The sequence below is a fragment of the Paenibacillus sp. RC67 genome, assembly GCF_030020805.1.
Taxonomy (GTDB): Bacteria; Bacillota; Bacilli; order Paenibacillales; family NBRC-103111; genus Paenibacillus_S.
The window spans coordinates 3,605,788-3,621,482 of the sequence record NZ_CP125098.1 but is presented as its reverse complement, the minus strand read 5'-3'; the positions used below and the strand labels follow the sequence as shown (position 1 = coordinate 3,621,482).

Annotated in this window: 13 protein-coding genes; 2 read left to right on the top strand and 11 right to left on the bottom strand. The window is 44.6% G+C overall.

Annotated features, from left to right (window positions below; genetic code table 11):
• Positions 1–164 precede the first annotated feature (164 nt).
• From QMA13_RS16575 to dat, 4 genes are read right to left on the bottom strand one after another with little or no spacing between them, the layout of a single operon-like run.
• On the bottom strand, positions 165–1,244 hold the full coding sequence (locus tag QMA13_RS16575) for a P1 family peptidase (protein ID WP_282942687.1): 1,080 nt from the start codon (positions 1,242–1,244) through the stop codon (positions 165–167).
• A gap of 48 nt (positions 1,245–1,292) precedes the next feature.
• Positions 1,293–2,612: a serine hydrolase domain-containing protein gene (locus QMA13_RS16570; RefSeq protein WP_282942685.1), complete on the bottom strand. Its 1,320-nt coding sequence runs from the start codon at positions 2,610–2,612 to the stop codon at positions 1,293–1,295.
• Between the two features lie 23 nt (positions 2,613–2,635).
• Complete coding sequence (locus tag QMA13_RS16565; protein WP_282942683.1) at positions 2,636–3,562, bottom strand: dipeptidase; 927 nt, start codon at positions 3,560–3,562, stop codon at positions 2,636–2,638.
• 41 nt (positions 3,563–3,603) lie between these two features.
• Complete coding sequence (gene dat, locus QMA13_RS16560) at positions 3,604–4,440, bottom strand: D-amino-acid transaminase (RefSeq protein WP_282942682.1); 837 nt, start codon at positions 4,438–4,440, stop codon at positions 3,604–3,606.
• 88 nt (positions 4,441–4,528) lie between these two features.
• On the opposite strand from dat, the gene QMA13_RS16555 reads away from it, so the two are divergent.
• Complete coding sequence (locus QMA13_RS16555) at positions 4,529–5,467, top strand: LysR family transcriptional regulator (RefSeq protein WP_282942680.1); 939 nt, start codon at positions 4,529–4,531, stop codon at positions 5,465–5,467.
• 100 nt (positions 5,468–5,567) lie between these two features.
• Here QMA13_RS16555 and QMA13_RS16550 read toward each other — a convergent pair whose 3' ends face one another.
• From QMA13_RS16550 to QMA13_RS16535, 4 genes are all read right to left on the bottom strand, one after another.
• Positions 5,568–7,880, bottom strand: a complete 2,313-nt coding sequence (locus QMA13_RS16550; protein ID WP_282942679.1) for a helix-turn-helix domain-containing protein — start codon at positions 7,878–7,880, stop codon at positions 5,568–5,570.
• Between the two features lie 72 nt (positions 7,881–7,952).
• On the bottom strand, positions 7,953–8,828 hold the full coding sequence (locus QMA13_RS16545; RefSeq protein WP_282942678.1) for a carbohydrate ABC transporter permease: 876 nt from the start codon (positions 8,826–8,828) through the stop codon (positions 7,953–7,955).
• A gap of 18 nt (positions 8,829–8,846) precedes the next feature.
• Positions 8,847–9,752, bottom strand: coding sequence for an ABC transporter permease (locus QMA13_RS16540; protein ID WP_282943423.1), 906 nt, complete (start codon positions 9,750–9,752; stop codon positions 8,847–8,849).
• A 150-nt stretch (positions 9,753–9,902) separates the two neighbouring features.
• Positions 9,903–11,516, bottom strand: coding sequence for an extracellular solute-binding protein (locus QMA13_RS16535; protein ID WP_282942677.1), 1,614 nt, complete (start codon positions 11,514–11,516; stop codon positions 9,903–9,905).
• 543 nt (positions 11,517–12,059) lie between these two features.
• On the opposite strand from QMA13_RS16535, the gene QMA13_RS16530 reads away from it, so the two are divergent.
• Positions 12,060–13,058 carry a C40 family peptidase gene (locus QMA13_RS16530; protein ID WP_282942675.1) on the top strand — a complete coding sequence of 333 codons (999 nt, stop codon included), beginning with the start codon at positions 12,060–12,062 and terminating at the stop codon, positions 13,056–13,058.
• Positions 13,059–13,188: 130 nt separating this feature from the next.
• Here QMA13_RS16530 and QMA13_RS16525 read toward each other — a convergent pair whose 3' ends face one another.
• From QMA13_RS16525 to QMA13_RS16515, 3 genes are all read right to left on the bottom strand, one after another.
• The gene (locus tag QMA13_RS16525) at positions 13,189–13,752 is read right to left on the bottom strand and encodes a pyridoxine/pyridoxamine 5'-phosphate oxidase (protein WP_282942674.1); all 564 of its coding nucleotides are present in this window, start codon (positions 13,750–13,752) and stop codon (positions 13,189–13,191) included.
• A gap of 314 nt (positions 13,753–14,066) precedes the next feature.
• Entirely contained in the window at positions 14,067–15,122 is a 1,056-nt protein-coding gene (locus QMA13_RS16520) for a tartrate dehydrogenase (protein WP_282942673.1), read from the bottom strand.
• 120 nt (positions 15,123–15,242) lie between these two features.
• On the bottom strand, positions 15,243–15,587 hold the full coding sequence (locus tag QMA13_RS16515; protein ID WP_282942671.1) for a hypothetical protein: 345 nt from the start codon (positions 15,585–15,587) through the stop codon (positions 15,243–15,245).
• Positions 15,588–15,695: the final 108 nt, after the last annotated feature.

Below are 15,695 nucleotides of genomic sequence, written 5' to 3'. Positions count from 1 at the left end.
AAGGATAGCATTTTGTCACAGAATACTCTTCCAAGGTCGTCAACGTATGTAGGGAGCAAAAAAAGGACAATGTTCTTGGTGTTAGCACCAGACAAGAACATTGTCCTAATAAATAAACGTAAAAACTTGAATTGGATCACGCTCTGTAATCCGGCTCCTCTCATTCACGGTATACGCAGAATCGACAGCACTTCCTCAATAGGAAACGAGTGAACCTCACTTCCTCCACGTCCCAAAGTCGTCTCAGCCATAAGTAAGGAGTTATAGATAGCTTCCTCTGTTGCGTCTGCGGTCGCACGAAAACATTCAGACATAAGCGGTCCATCCTCCCGAATGCTTTTCAATGTTATGAACGCAGTTTCTGGGGTATGTGGAATACGATTGCCGTTACTGAATGCAATCACGATGTCCCCGCTGCCGTGATGAGCGATAGAACCCGTTCGTGCTAGACCGAAGCTCGCTCTTTTTGCAATTCTTTGCAATTGGCGGGCATCTAGCGGCAGGTCCGTACTGACGACGATTATGATCGAGCCGTCGTTATTCCCCCGCTCCAGCGTTTTCTGACGAAGGAAAGCACCGACCGGATGACCCAGGATAGTCAGATCGTCACCGAGGCCGTAATTCGTCAGAACCAATACCCCGATATGATAGTCGTGGCCTTCCACCGTTAGCCGTCTGGAGGACGTGCCGATTCCTCCTTTATAACCGAAGCACACCATGCCAGTACCAGCCCCGACAGCACCTTCCGGTACGGGGTGGTCAGACTGAGCTTGTCGGATTGCTTGGACGGCATGCTCAGGGCCCACATGAAGGCCTCTCATATCATTCAGCATCTTATCGTTGCACTCCCCTGTAACGACATTCAATGAGCCGTCCTTGTCACCGATCCCCTCGTCCAGCTCCATCATGTATTGCAGAGCGCCTTCCGTAACTGCAGGAACGCTGAACGTATTGGTAAGCATTATGGGCGATTCTATAGTTCCGAGCTCGTTAACCTGCATAAGTCCGGTTGTTTTGCCGAAACCGTTGATGACATGAGTAGCAGCAACGACTTTATCTCGAAAAGGATTCCCCTGATGCGGCAAAATCGCTGTAACCCCAGTCCGAACATTTGTTCCTTGCAGGTCCATTTTCAATGTCACATGTCCAACCGCTACACCCGGGACATCCGTTATACTGTTGTGCTTTCCTGTCGGAAGCTTCCCGACAACGAGGCCGTAATCGCGAAAACGTTTCTTGCTCATTCGTTATTCTCTCCATCGTTAGGATATTGAAAGATGTGGTATTTCTTATTAGTCCGTGCTTACTCTTGTCAACATACGAGAACTATACAAGGCAGCCCATGCTTCAGGGCCGTCCTTAAAGAAGAATCGGATTGGATACTCCTTGTTCTCAATAACAAGCGTATGGTCGCTGCTTACCCGTAGCATGAAAGTGTTGCCGTCGACTTCCGCTTTCGGTTTGCCTTCATCGAGTACAATGGTAAGATTCCCGCCTTCAGCCGATCGATAGGTGCCGACGAGCTTCTCCAATTGCTCAAGAGAAGCCTCGTAATACGGTTCGATGCTACTCTTTTGTTCCAAAGGTAAGCCTAGTGCTGTGTTAATAGCGGATAACCACAGGTCGCTTGCAGGGACATTCGCTACGTTCGTCAATACAGCAGCCACCAATCCTTCTTCAGGTACAAAACCAAAGTGAGAAGATACGCCGGGTTGCCCGCCTCCGTGCTCGACCAACGTCACTCCTGAGTAGTCAGGAGTCATTCGCAAGGCATATCCGTAGTGGGTAATTCTTCCAATTCGATGTGCCGGATTCCACATGTTTCTAACGGAATCCTGATTTACAATCGCATCATCGCTGCCACTTTGGACAAAGCATTGGCCATATTTTAGCAAATCCAGTACATTCGAGCGAATCCCACCTCCCACCGCATAGTTTCCCAGCTTAGGCCAAGGCACGGCATCCAAAGAACCGGATTTATTATTTTTCACATAAGGCACGGATACGTTACCCCAGCTTTCCAGCTCGCCCAAGCTAAATGTGGTCCTAGACATATGCAGCGGCTCCAGAATGCGTTCCGTCATATGCTTCCAGTAAGGACGTCCAGAAATACGTTCAATGATTGCCCCAAGCAGCAGGAACGTATCGTTGCAATAGCTGAAATATTGTCCCGGCGTACCCAACAGATCGTAAGTTTCATTCGCCAAATATGCCAAGTGCTCGCTGAATCGGTTGAAATCCTCCCTACGGCGCAGGGGCGGCATGCCAGTCGTATGGGAAAGCAAATGATGAATGGTGATACTTTCGCTTGATTCCCTTCTATTCAACTTAAAACCCGGTAAATGACGGATAACCGGATCGTTTAGAGAAATCATACCTTCGTCCGCGAGCTGCATGATTGCCAAAGCAGTAAACGACTTGGTGATCGACGCCGTACCGAAAACCGTGTCCGGTGTAACCGGCTCTTTCGTGTGGATATCCCTAACACCAAAACCATTCTTGTAGATGATTTTCCCATGCTTCGATACAGCGACTGCAGCTCCCGCAATAAACTCTTGTTCCATTATGTGTTCTACATAAGCTTCTAATTTCGACCAATCCTGATCAGACATGTCCAGAACCTCCATTCCATATCTTATCGCGGACGGCAGCGTAGAAAGTTATCAGCAGCAAACCCCCGGACTTCATCTTCCTTGTAATATTTCAATAGTTCTTCAATGACATTTTGGCTCATAGAGGCATTCTCCAGCTTGTCAATAAATCTGGTAATACCGTCAAAATCGGAACCAAGGCCAATATTCCGCACGCCTCCGAGCGAACAAAAATGATCAATATGTTTGATTAGGTCGCTTATAATCACGCCTTCACCTTGCTTTACAAAAGCCGGAGAATAGATGACATGAATCATCCCACCCTTATCAAACATGGCTTTAGCTTGTTCATCCGTTAGATTCCGAGGGTGATCGCATATCGCTTTGGCATTGGAATGGCTAGCTATGGGATAATCCGCTAGCTCTATTACATCCCAAAAACCATTTTCGCTTAAATGAGATACATCGGTCAACCGTTGATGGGCATTATTAAAGTGTACTATTTCTTTGCCGAAGACGCTTAATCCCGCGCCACGCGGTTCCAATACACCATCTGCTGCCAGATTGGCATGGTTCCAAGTTAATCCGACCGAACGAACGCCGAGCTGAAATAATATATGAAGCTGGCGCAGGTCGTTTCCGATCGGGTCAACGCCTTCCAATGTCAGCATTGCGCCGATTTGCCCTTCCTGGAGAAGGTCAAAATCGCTCCACTCTTTGATATGCTTCATTTCCGGATTTTTACCAAGAACCTCATCATAGAAGTAATGAATTTGATCTAACGCTGCTTGAAATTTGTGCTCCGCTCTCAATGTAGGCGGTACGAATACAGCAAAGCATTGAGTACTGACGCCACCCTGAAGCAAACGTGCTTTATTCGATGCAAGCTCCGGGGCGTTGTTGTACGCGAGCTGACCGTTCGATCTCCATATTTTTAATAGAGCGTCGCAATGAAGATCAATAATACGCATTATCCGTCATCCTTTGTTGTAGATTCATGATTCCTATGATTCTATTCTGTTATCCGCTTGAAGCGGTCATACAGAGCATTGGCAATAGGACCAGGCTTTCCGTCAAGAATTTGTCTGTCGCCATCAAAACGAACGATTGGCATAATTTCCAACGTTGTGCTAGTAACAAAAACTTCATCTGCTTGCAGCAGCTCGTCTGGTGTAAAGTATCGTTCTACGAACGGAATAGCCAAATCTTCCGCTATTGCTTTTACGGCTATTCTTGTAATACCCGATAAAATATGCTTGGAAAGCGGTGTGGTGAAGATGGTTGATTGCTTCACCATGTACACGTTGGAGCTTGTTCCCTCCGTCACTTGGCCATTCCGCACGAGAATCGCCTCCAGACAGCCTTGTTCATAGGCTGCTTGTTTCGCTAATATATTCGGCAGCAGGTTCAGAGACTTGATGTAACAGTTTTCCCAACGCTCATCCGGATGCAGCATGCCACTTGCCCCCTCTTCCCTCGCTTCTGCCGGGATCTCCCGAAAAGGCTTAGCGGTCATAGCTATCGAAACGGGGCAATCCGGGAACAAGTGATTCCTTGACGCAATCCCCCTCGTGATTTGTATATATACATCCAAGTTGGTCATCCCGCTTCGATTCACCAATTCGTAGATGATTTGTTTCAAAGCTTCCCGGTCTTGCTGCAGCTTCAGTCTTATCGCCGAGGCGCTTTGGAACAACCGGTCCAAATGCTCGTCCAGCATAAAAGGTTTCCCGTTATAAAAGCGCATCACTTCATAGATTCCGTCGCCGAATTGATGTCCTCGTTCATCGATCGGAATAGCTGGTTCATCCGGTTTGATGAAAATTCCGTTCAAATACGCTATGCTCATACTGTAGCTCCTCCAATTGCATGCTATGAAAATTAATATCATATCCAAACTAATGGATACAATCCGATTCGTCCAATCGCATAATTACATGTTAGCTATAAGAAAATATAATAAGAGCGGAGGCGTTCATTTGAATACGGATCATGCCGAATGCTTTGTTTTTGTAGCTTTGACCGGAAGCTTCAGCAAAGCGGCCAACCTGTTGTATCTATCTCAGCCCACTGTCAGTCAGAGGATCAAATCACTCGAAGCAGATCTGAACTGCAAGCTGTTTCTTCGGAACGGGACTGCCGTTGCGTTAACAGAAGAAGGTGAAGCGTTCCTTCCTTTCGCCAAGAAATTGCTTCAAACCATTCAAGACGGCCAGCAAGCCATCCAGCGCATTCAAGGTGAACTGGAGGGCGATATGTCGATCTGCTCTGTTTTTGGAGCGGCTTTATACATTCTGCCGAACTTGGTGGAACATTTTCAGGCGATGTATCCCAAAGTGAAGCTAACTATTTTCACAGGACATTCGCATCAGGTGTTGGATATGGTCCTGCATCATGAAGTGTCCTTTGGCATCGCTAGAGCGGTCAACCATCCGAAAATTCACCGTATACAACTTCTGCAAGACGATATGCTGTTAGCTGTTTATCCTGGACATCCATTTCAAAACCGCAAACAAGTAACGATCGAAGAAGTTGCCAAAGAGAAATTGATTTTGTTTAATCGCGGTTCGTTGGACTGGACATTGATTAATTCTGCCTTCAGCCATTTTCAATTGGAAAAACATGTGGTGATGGAGGTCGATAACATCGAGGTAGTGAAACGGATGGTCAAGCAGAAGCTGGGGATAGCATTTCTGCCGCGTTTTTCCATTCATAACGATCTGGAAACGAACGAGCTTCAGGAAGTCAAGGTTATGAAGCTGCCGGATCTTAATCGGAACTTTGAACTGATTTATTTAAAAGATGCGCCCATCAACAGTCTCATGAAGCATTTTATCGATTTCTTATGTAAAGCAGAAGCAAATGCTAGCAAATAAAAAAAGCCTGATTTCTCAAGCTTTTCACTGCCGATCTTTCACACCGGCAGCCCTTGAAGCTGTTTCCCATTAAGGGATTAGCCCTTTCAAGATGCAATCCTTACAACGACTCGCGGTATTTGCCCGGAGTTGTCCCTTCATACTTCTTAAATACCCGAATAAATCCGATATCGGTCGCGTAGCCGACTTTATTCGCAATTTGGGTGAAGGTTAGTTTCTTATTCTTCATTAGCTTCTTGGCTTCGTCAATACGTACTCTCGTTAAGTAATCCGTCAGGTTCATTCCTGTCTGTTTCTTAAAGAGAGCTGACAAGTACTGAGGGGTTAACTGAAATTGCTCGGCAATCATTGTCAAGCTGAGCATATCATCACCATAATGCTGTTCGATATATTTAGCAATTCGATCAGACAGCAGGCTAGTATTACGGCTGCGGCTCTCGTTCAAAAAGTGGCATAGAGCAAGAAACCAGTCCCGGATTTTGACCTTCATCTCATCGACAGTTGCGCAGGTGGAAAGCTCTTTAAGCGGCTCGAATCCATTGCCAAACACTTCGTTGTAGAATGGATCCATTGGGTTAATAATTTTCCATAAAGTGCTGACCATGTTATTGAACAGGCTTCTACCTAATTCAGGTGTTATCCGCCGCGTGCTGAAATGGGCATGAAACAGATTGTCAATCAATTTGCCAACATTGTCCACATCGCCACTTTTGGTGAAATTGATCAATTGGCTTTCAGTTTCTATCGGGTAATAATAATGTCGATCCGCTGCAGCAATCTCACTGTAACGTATGATCGCGCTATGGCCTCTATACATTTTATAATCCAGAGCACTAAGCGCTTCAAAGTAGGATTCACCAACCCCGTCCATTCCTTCGTGCATGTCCCCTATTGCTATCGTAATATACGTCTTGAACTTCTTTTCAATAACATGCATGAGTCGGTCAGCGATACTGTCCAGCTCCTGCGATGCATCAACCTGCACTTCCGTGTAGAAGTTCACCAGCAGTGCAAGCCGGTTCTGATCCAGATCTACCGAATACCCCCATGCGCGTTCACGAATCAGATCGTTAGCAATATTGGAAATAATGAAGCGAATGAGCGCCCACTGCCGTTCTGATTGATCGGTGCTGAAGCGGCTGAAATCGGCGATATCAATCAAAATAACCGCAAAGGATTCGGAGATGAGGTTAATATCCATAAACCGAAGTGACTCATCAGTCATTCGGGAAACATCCACATGACCGCGTACGAAGCGTGACAGGAAGCTTGCCTGAATGACTGGTGTCTGACGGGATAAAATATGCCGAAGCTCCTGCTCTTCATGTAGGGTCATTCGAATCGTTTCCCGGATAAATTCGTATTCGTTGGCCAACTGTGCTGTTTGCCCTGGCCTCTCCTTTTGTAGCACGCGTACGACGTCCCGCAGCGGAGTATAATTGCGATGCAGCCAGAAAACGATCGCTGCTGCCCCTCCAACCAGACAGATCAGAAGAAGGGTCATCATCCAGTTTTTCAGCGTATCTACCTTTTCAAGGTAGACTTCCTTGGGCATGATCAGAACATAGTTCCACCCGTTACGCTCGGATACAGTAGTCAAAAGCATTTTATCGACACCTTGATCCGAGTACTCATAGGGTACATCTTTCGTCACTTTACCACGGAATTGATTCCAGAGAACCGACTGTTCCTCATTCCCGACAATAAGACGATCTTCACGATCGAGAATAAAGACGGAGCTTTGGTAAGCGGATTCGATCTGAGTCAGCATACTGCGAACTTTATTCATATCAAGCATTATCACTAAGGCTCCGCGGATCGCACTTAGTTCTCCCAGGGGTAGCGTCTGGACGTAAGTAATGGTATCTAGCTTGTTTCCGCTTGGTGTCTCGTAGGTAGAGGGAATATAATCCTGATAATGAGGAATGTCTAATAGCCCGCTGCGCCATGTATCGAAGCTAATGCCGATTGGATGATACAACCGGTTATACAGCATTTCTCCCGTTGTCTTGGCCGTTGGCAACAATATCGTATCGTTCGCTCCTAGGTAGATGTAGTAATCGTAAATGAAATTACTCGCATTTTGATATCGTGACATATGTTCCGACACGAACTCTACATACTTGTACGCGTCCGATATTTCTGCGGTATCTGCGTTATTTATCAGCCATTGCAGCCGGGCATTCAAAGCGATTTGCTGGGACATTTGCTCAACTTCCTTAAGTTTGATGTCCATCACTTGACGAAACTGTTCCAGCATCGCAAAGTTTGCCCGGTTCGCATTATCCACCATTATATTGCTTGTCTTCGTATAGAGAATCGATCCAAAAGCAAGAGGAAGCAGGAATATGGCCAAATAAGACAATAAAAGGGTGATGAAAGCGCTACCATTATGCATGCCATTGATCCGCACTAAAATCACCTCTTCAGATAGTCATTACTATATACTATTCTGAATGGATTTCCATTTTCCTGCTGTTCTTGATTATTCTTTCAATGCACCGATCATGACTCCCTTTACAAAATATTTTTGCATGAACGGATAAAGTACAAGGATTGGAAGAGTCGCGACCATAATCGTTGCATACTTGATCGTTTCACCGATCGGCATTTTGTCCACACCGGCATTGGTCGTCATGCTATCCGTGCTGTTCGTAATGAGAATCTCCCTCAGGATAAGCTGCAGTGGGTACAAGTTACGATCGCGCAAGTAGATCATGGCACCGAACCATGCATTCCAATGACCTACGGCGTAAAACAGGACCATGACGGCCATGACCGGAATCGATAAGGGAATAATGACCCGCCACATGACGGTCCAATCGCTCGCACCGTCTATTTTCGCCGATTCTTCCAGACTTATTGGTACGGCTTGGAACGAAGTACGCATAATGATCAAATTCCATGTATTAATGGCTCCGGGAATGATCATCGCCCACACCGTATCTACTAGTCCCAAATTGCTGACAAGAAGATACGTGGGGATAAGTCCGCCCTGAAAAAACATCGTGATGACGATCATAAACATGACCGTGTTTTTAAAAAATACGTTTCTCCGGGAAAGAAAGTACGCCCCTAGCGAAGTCATAATCAAATTAAGAAGAGTTCCGAAGACAACATAAAATATCGTATTGCCATAACCTTTCAAAATGTTCGGATTGGCAAAAACGGCTTTGTATGCGTTCAAACTGAATCCGTATGGCCACCATATCAAGCCGCGATGCTTTGCGAGTAAACCCGGATCGCTTAAGGATGAAAATGCAACATACAAAAACGGGTACAACGTTAAAAAGCAAAGAACGATCATAAAGGCAATGTTAATAGCGTTAAACGTTTTTTCGCCGAAACTCAATTTGTCCATCCTGCTTTTCCTCCCCTGTCACCATAGTTTGGTCTCGCTTACCCGCTTGCTTATGCTGTTGGAGATAATTAGCAGGGAAAAAGCAATCACTGCGTTAAATAAACCTACTGCCGTCGTATAGCTGTAACTAGCCTCCAAAATCCCTTTGCGATAGACGAAGGTTGAGATGACATCTGCCGTATCGTAGGTCAGCGGATTATACATAAGCAAAATTTTCTCGCTGCCGAGTGACATCATCGATCCCATTCTTAATATCAGTAAAATAATAATGGTTGGCATAATCCCTGGAATGGTAATGTGGATCATTTGTTTCCAACGGCCTGCCCCGTCAACTTTGGCGGCTTCATATAACGTAGGGTCGATACCGGACAGCGCAGCCAAATAAATAATGGACCCCCATCCGACTTGCTGCCAAATGCCAGAAGAAACATAAAGAGAACGAAACCACTCCGGCTCAGACAAGAATGACCTTGATGGTATACCAAACAAAGCTGTTAATTGGTTTACAACTCCGTCTCTGGCCAAAAAGTCGACCAGCATCCCGACAACGACGACGATCGATATAAAATGCGGTAAATAGGTGACCGTCTGAACAACCCTCTTGAATGCTTGCTGTCTCAGTTCATTCAATAACAGCGCAAGAATGATCGGTGCGGGGAAACCGAAAATAAGCTCGTACACATTGATCAGCAAGGTGTTGCGGATGATTCTCCAAAAATAATAACTGTTGAAAAATTGAATAAAATTTTCAAATCCGACCCAAGGGCTATTCCAGATGCCAGCGCCGGGACCATAATCTTTAAACGCGATTTGCAGACCGTACATCGGACCATAATCGAATATAAGATAATAAGCGATGACCGGCAGCACCATCAAATATAAAAGCTTGTTGCGCCTCAAATCCCGCCCTATCGTTACCCATATGCTCTCCGTGGAACGAGCCGGTTTCGGATTTCTACTTGTAGTGGTATTTACTGTATCCAAAGCTGTTCCCTCCTTCACTTTGAAAGGGACAGGGAGATGAATGGATCATCTCCCTATAATGGAGTCCCCTTGACAATCATTCGTCGATTATTAGCGTTTGTTGTATCTTTCCAAAGCAGACTGCTGAATTTTTAATGCATCCTGAATTCCCATACCTTCAATCGTTTTAACGTATTTATCGAAGTTATCCAAAGGCTCTGCACCCATGATAAATTTATTGAACATTTCGTCTTTGTATGTGTTAACATCGTTCATAATCGAAGCGAACCTGCCGCTCTCGGCCGAAGTAGGCGTAACTTGAGGGAGTCTCCTTTCGCTATTAGGTTCCGACCAAATTTGGATCGATTCCTTCTGCTCAGGCAGGGCAGCATATTGCTCCATATATCGCTTGTCTTGTACGAAAGGACCGTTGAAGTTGGCGCGCACATTGGCTGCCATAGCATAAGCCATTGAAGTATCCTTCGGATTCATAATGTTATCCGTATAGGTCGGATACCCGTTAACCATCTTATAGGAGGTGCCTTCTACCCCGAAATTAAACAGCATCTTACCTTCATCGCTATAGGCGTAATCAAGCCATTTGGCCGTTGCTTCCGGATTTGTATTCGAAGACGTGATCGCAGCGGCTATCCCGCCAGAGTAGTTGTATGTCTTCGCGTTCCACATTTTTTTATCTCCTGGTTTGACCACAGGAAATGGAGCGGCATTGAGCTTGAAGCCCGGGATTTTACTACCAACAAGCGTTGTATAGTTGCCGATACCTGAGCCTGTGCTCATCGTGGTTGCGAACAACTGATTTCCCGTAATCTTCGCGTCCTTTAGCTTGCTGTCCGTGGTGGCGAAATCCGGATCAAGCAGCCCTTCCTTGTACCATTGATTCATTGTAATCAGAAATTGCTTGTACTCCGGCTGAGTCGGTCCGAACATCACTTTTCCGCCAACTTGGTAATAATCATAGTTCACGCCGTACGAACCCAGGAACGGAATCGCTCCTGTCATATCGCCTTTGCCTATAAGCAGTGGGATTTCATCCGCTTTGCCGTTGCCATTAAGGTCGGTTTTCTTGATCGCCGTCAGTACAGTATGCCAATCGTCAATAGTTTGCGGCATTTTCATGTTCATCTTATCAAGCCAGTCTTTACGCAGAGCGATCCCGTTGCTGACCAGCAAATAATCGTCGCCGCGCAGGAATGGAAAGCCGTAAATACTGCCTTCGTCGGTCACGATCTGCTTTTTCCATTCCGGGTTGGAATCTAAAACTTTCTTAAAATTCGGCGCATATTTAGCAATAATATCGTTCAGTTTGATGATTTTTCCATCCTTGATCGCTTTTTCCGGACCGCCGGGATAACCCGTCCAGCCGTATTCAATGACATCGGGCAATTTAGTTCCGGTAATCATCAGATTGAATTGGTCTTTTTCCTGCCCCACCGGAGGATGCTGAAAATCAACGTGAACCCCGGATCGTTTCTCCAATTCCTTATAAAGCGTCATATCCCCGTAGCTTTTCAATGTAGCTGCGACATTGCTTGTCAAGCTAACCCAATACGTAAGCGCTTGCAATTTTGGTGGTTCTGTCGCGTTCTTGTTTTCTGATGGCTGTTTCCCCGTACTTGAGCTTGAATTGCACCCTGCGACCATTGTGAGGGACAGCATTGCCGTAGTCCCTGCTACCAACCATCTTTTTCGATTAACATTGTTCATACCCCTTTTACCTCCTTTAATGAAACTACATATCAGCATATCAGCGAAATGCCCGACTCTGCGAATCACCGGAGCGCAGCTCTTTTTCGCTATTCTCTTAGTTTACAAAGTTTTGGCAGCATGGAAATAATTAGTTTTTAAAAGGATAAACCGGGGTTAATATTCGCTGTAATCCGTTTTTAAGATCAGCTATCCGATATTAAGATCTGCCCTTCAATTACAAGGGAGTGCTTGCTTGTAAGGAATATCACACATCCATGGGTGGAGTTTTTTATTATACAGCGTAATAGAATTACCTATTCCGACTGTACGTTGTTATTCAATCTAACTATACTATGAACTCTGTTGTCAGCTGCAATTTATCATTCCATCGTCTCAAGAAGACACTTCATGATTATTTTTTGATTGGGATGATAATTCATCATTGATATATGCATCTAAATAGTACAGAAATATTATCCAGTTCAATTGTTCAGAAATGGCTGTTAAACTATATTATGAGCCTGTACAAGGCTACATCAGCTTAGGAGGAATCATCTAAGAATGAAGAAGCAGATTATCGCAATTACGTTATCCTCAGCCATTGCATTCAGTTCCTTTGGCGTTGCTTTCGCTGAAAATCAGAAGTATGTTATCACAGATCACGGTTGGGTAACCGTTTACAGCTCCCCAAGCACATCCGGAGCAAATCTTGGACGTTTACAGCTTGGTGAAAAAGCTGTTCTTATCTCCAAATATAATAGCTATTGGTACAAAATTAGTTTCAATGGCCAGACTGGATACATCACGACCAGTGCTACATACACGAAGCTTGTAGAAGAAACTACGGCACCTACACCCGAACAAAAACCCACGGTGAAGGTCAATGCAAATGTTAATTTTCGGACAGGCCCTTCAACGGATTCTAAAATCATTTCACTCGCAAAGCCAGGAGAAGTTCTCACTTTCGTTGAGCAAACCAACAGCAGTTGGATTAAAGTCATTAGAGACGGAGTTACTGGATGGGTATCAAGCAGCTATGTAACAGTAGTAGGTGCACAACCTGCGCCGGATCCTGATCCAACTCCAACACCACCAGTAAATCCTAATCCAACACCTACACCTGATCCAACGCCGGCACCGGGAAATTCCATTGCGGCTCGTCAAGAAAAGGTTGTACAAATGGCCTTAAGCTTGCAAAATCAAGTGAAATACGTCAATTGGAAAAATCGCCAAGAGGATCATGCTCCATACGCTACGGACTGCTCTGGTTTCACGTACCTGGCTTATAGATTAGCGGATGTAGGTGTCCTTCTAATAAACCGCGCCCCTATTCCACAGTCCACTGTAGGACAAAAGGTTGAGTGGGGACAATTCCAGAAGGGCGATCTCATTTTCACACGAAATAGCACATCAGGAAATGAAGTTGGCCACGTCGGGATTTATATCGGTGATGGAAAAATGATCCATAATGCTAACAGTTCAAGCAACGTTATCATATCAAACATCAATACCAGCTACTACAAAGACAGATTCGTTGTAGCAAGACGCGTTATTCAATAAAAAAAGGGGGGGCTTCTCAGCCCCTCCTTCTTTACCTTTCTTGCACCTTTAATCTCCACTATTATCTGGCCAAGGTAATCCAAGCTTCTAAGGCCCATCGGAACTTGTTGCGAACAGCATAGATTGGGGACTACGCCCACAATAAATTCTTTATCCATTCCTCTCCCTTCAACTGATATCTCAGTCTAATATGCTTGCGATCCTCATTCCCCTGCCAAAACTCTACTTCTTTAGCTTCAACTCTATACAATTTCCATGACGTAGAGGCCAAATCTGGGGTTTGTCTTACTCTAGTCATTTGCTGCTTTAAAGCCTCATCGAAGTCTTGTAGTTTATCTAAAATAGTGCTTTGTTTGCCAATTAAAGCGATCGCCCGGGCTACTGCGCCTCGATTCAAAAAGTCCTTGACGCTGAGCTCTTTCTCCATTTGAATCGCATTCCCTCGTATTCTAACTTGTCTTCCCATGATTGACCAATAAAAAGTTAAAGCAACTCCAGGATTCTTATCTATTTGCTTGCCTTTATTGCTCTCCGAACTCGATGCAAAATACCAGCCTTTATCGTCGACGTCCTTCAAAATGAGTACCCGTGCGTCAGGAGCACCATCAGGATCTATCGTAGAGAGTGTCATGGAGTTGGGCTCATGCACACCGTTTTTCATTGCATCATGAAACCACTCCAAAAAAAAGTTCATGAGGAAATTCGCTTGCATCGTCTGTATGAAATGATGGGAAAGGACCGGTAAGTGTTTTGCTTGCTCTGATTTCTTCTCGGATCTGCTCCATAATAACCTCCTGCTTTGCAATCTTCATTTTGTTTGAATCTCGTTTTAATTATATTTGAAGTCAAATTATAAATATAATATATATTTTAATAATTATTATATAATTAATGTATGGTTTTACTAATAATTAAGAGCAGGCACCATGGCACCTGCTCATTATTTTATTTAGACTTATATCCGTAGTAGTTGTTAAAGGGCTTGCTGTGCATCGGCGCTATAATTCATCACTGTTTTAATCTAGATATGATCTCTTGGGTTACTTGCTTCGTCGTTGCCGTTCCACCAATATCTCTTGTCTTCACTCCAGAATGAGTCACATCCTCCACTACCTTCAAAAGCTGCTGTCCGAGCTCCTGATGTCCCAAATGGTCCAGCATCATCTTCGCAGTCCAGATCTGTCCGATCGGATTGGCTATACCTTGTCCGGCGATGTCCGGCGCAGAGCCATGAACAGGCTCGAACATAGATGGATATTTGCCATTTAAGTTGATATTAGCAGCCGGAGCAATTCCGATACTGCCCATGATGGCGGCTCCGATATCAGTCAGAATATCTCCGAACAAATTGCTTGCGACAACTACATCAAACACCTGTGGCTTAGTGATAAAAAAGGCCGACAGCGCATCAATGTGAATAGATGCCGTCTGCACGTCCGGATATGCTTGTCTCACATCTTTAAACACTTCGTCCCAGAACGGCATGGAGTACACAATTCCATTGGACTTGGTGGCACTGGTAACATGTCCTCTTCGTTTTTGCGCTAATTCAAAGGCATACCGGATGGCTCGTTCCGTTCCTTTTCGCGTGAACACCGCGTTTTGAATCGCGATTTCGTCATCCCCCTTATGTATGCGTCCGCCAATTTCGCTGTACTCCCCTTCACTATTCTCTCTCACAACCAAGAGGTCAAAATCATTTGGACTTAAGAGCGGAGAAGCGAGGCCACGGAAATATTTCGCAGGACGAATGTTGATCACCTGTTCGAACTCACGTCGAATTTTGATTAGTAGCCCCCACAACGACACATGATCCGGCACACGCTGAGGATCGCCAACAGCACCAAGAAATATGGCATCAAAGTTTTGTAGTGTACTCATCCCATCATCTGGCATCATTTTTCCGTGTTGTTCAAAATAATCACAGCTCCAGGAAAAGTTCGTGTACTTGAACGATATCCCTCCATGTACTTCTGCTACTGCGTCCAGCACGTCCGTAGCGGCTGGCACAACCTCTTTTCCAATACCATCACCCGGAATAACTGCGATTTCATAGTACTTCATCCAAACTCCACTCCTTGGTTGTAAAGTTATGTTGACGATCTAATTGTAACCGCTTACGAATTATATGCTTCTTAAATATACGTCATAAATAATATTTCCTCAAATGGGTTCATGGTTCTTTTATTGGACTGGATCCAATTTAGTAGCCTTTTTAAGAACGCCATCCATTTCAACGGCTAATGTATTACCGTTTGGTTTGGAAACAATCTCATATATTTTACTGCCAATAGGTGCGTTGTTTGATTCACCCGTTTTTTTAGGCAAGGGTTGAACAATACTTGTTATTTTTCCGAGTTCTTTTCCCAGCTCATCTTTGTTAATGATTTCAGAAGATATACCATATAAAGTATTATTCCAAACAATCGCGTCGGGATAAATCTTTGAGCTTTCTCCCTTTTTTATCTGCGATGTACATCCTGTAATTAGAATAAAAGCCAAAAAAATTATTACTAATTTTTTCATCATAACACCTGATCAGCTTCTTTCCTTATTATTAACGATCTGCTGTCACCGAGTCCATTGATTCTCTGTAATAATACTGTATGTCATAAATCCATAATAGCAGCTAGAATA

Excerpts from the sequence above, each read along its gene's own strand:
- dat (WP_282942682.1), bottom strand. The coding sequence starts at position 4,440 with ATGAGCATAGCGTATTTGAACGGAATTTTCATCAAACCGGATGAACCA.
- QMA13_RS16535 (WP_282942677.1), bottom strand. The coding sequence starts at position 11,516 with ATGAACAATGTTAATCGAAAAAGATGGTTGGTAGCAGGGACTACGGCA.
- QMA13_RS16565 (WP_282942683.1), bottom strand. The coding sequence starts at position 3,562 with ATGCGTATTATTGATCTTCATTGCGACGCTCTATTAAAAATATGGAGA.
- QMA13_RS16545 (WP_282942678.1), bottom strand. The coding sequence starts at position 8,828 with ATGGACAAATTGAGTTTCGGCGAAAAAACGTTTAACGCTATTAACATT.
- QMA13_RS16530 (WP_282942675.1), top strand. The coding sequence starts at position 12,060 with ATGAAGAAGCAGATTATCGCAATTACGTTATCCTCAGCCATTGCATTC.
- QMA13_RS16570 (WP_282942685.1), bottom strand. The coding sequence starts at position 2,612 with ATGTCTGATCAGGATTGGTCGAAATTAGAAGCTTATGTAGAACACATA.
- QMA13_RS16525 (WP_282942674.1), bottom strand. The coding sequence starts at position 13,752 with ATGAACTTTTTTTTGGAGTGGTTTCATGATGCAATGAAAAACGGTGTG.
- QMA13_RS16515 (WP_282942671.1), bottom strand. The coding sequence starts at position 15,587 with ATGATGAAAAAATTAGTAATAATTTTTTTGGCTTTTATTCTAATTACA.
- QMA13_RS16520 (WP_282942673.1), bottom strand. The coding sequence starts at position 15,122 with ATGAAGTACTATGAAATCGCAGTTATTCCGGGTGATGGTATTGGAAAA.
- QMA13_RS16555 (WP_282942680.1), top strand. The coding sequence starts at position 4,529 with ATGTTAGCTATAAGAAAATATAATAAGAGCGGAGGCGTTCATTTGAAT.
- QMA13_RS16575 (WP_282942687.1), bottom strand. The coding sequence starts at position 1,244 with ATGAGCAAGAAACGTTTTCGCGATTACGGCCTCGTTGTCGGGAAGCTT.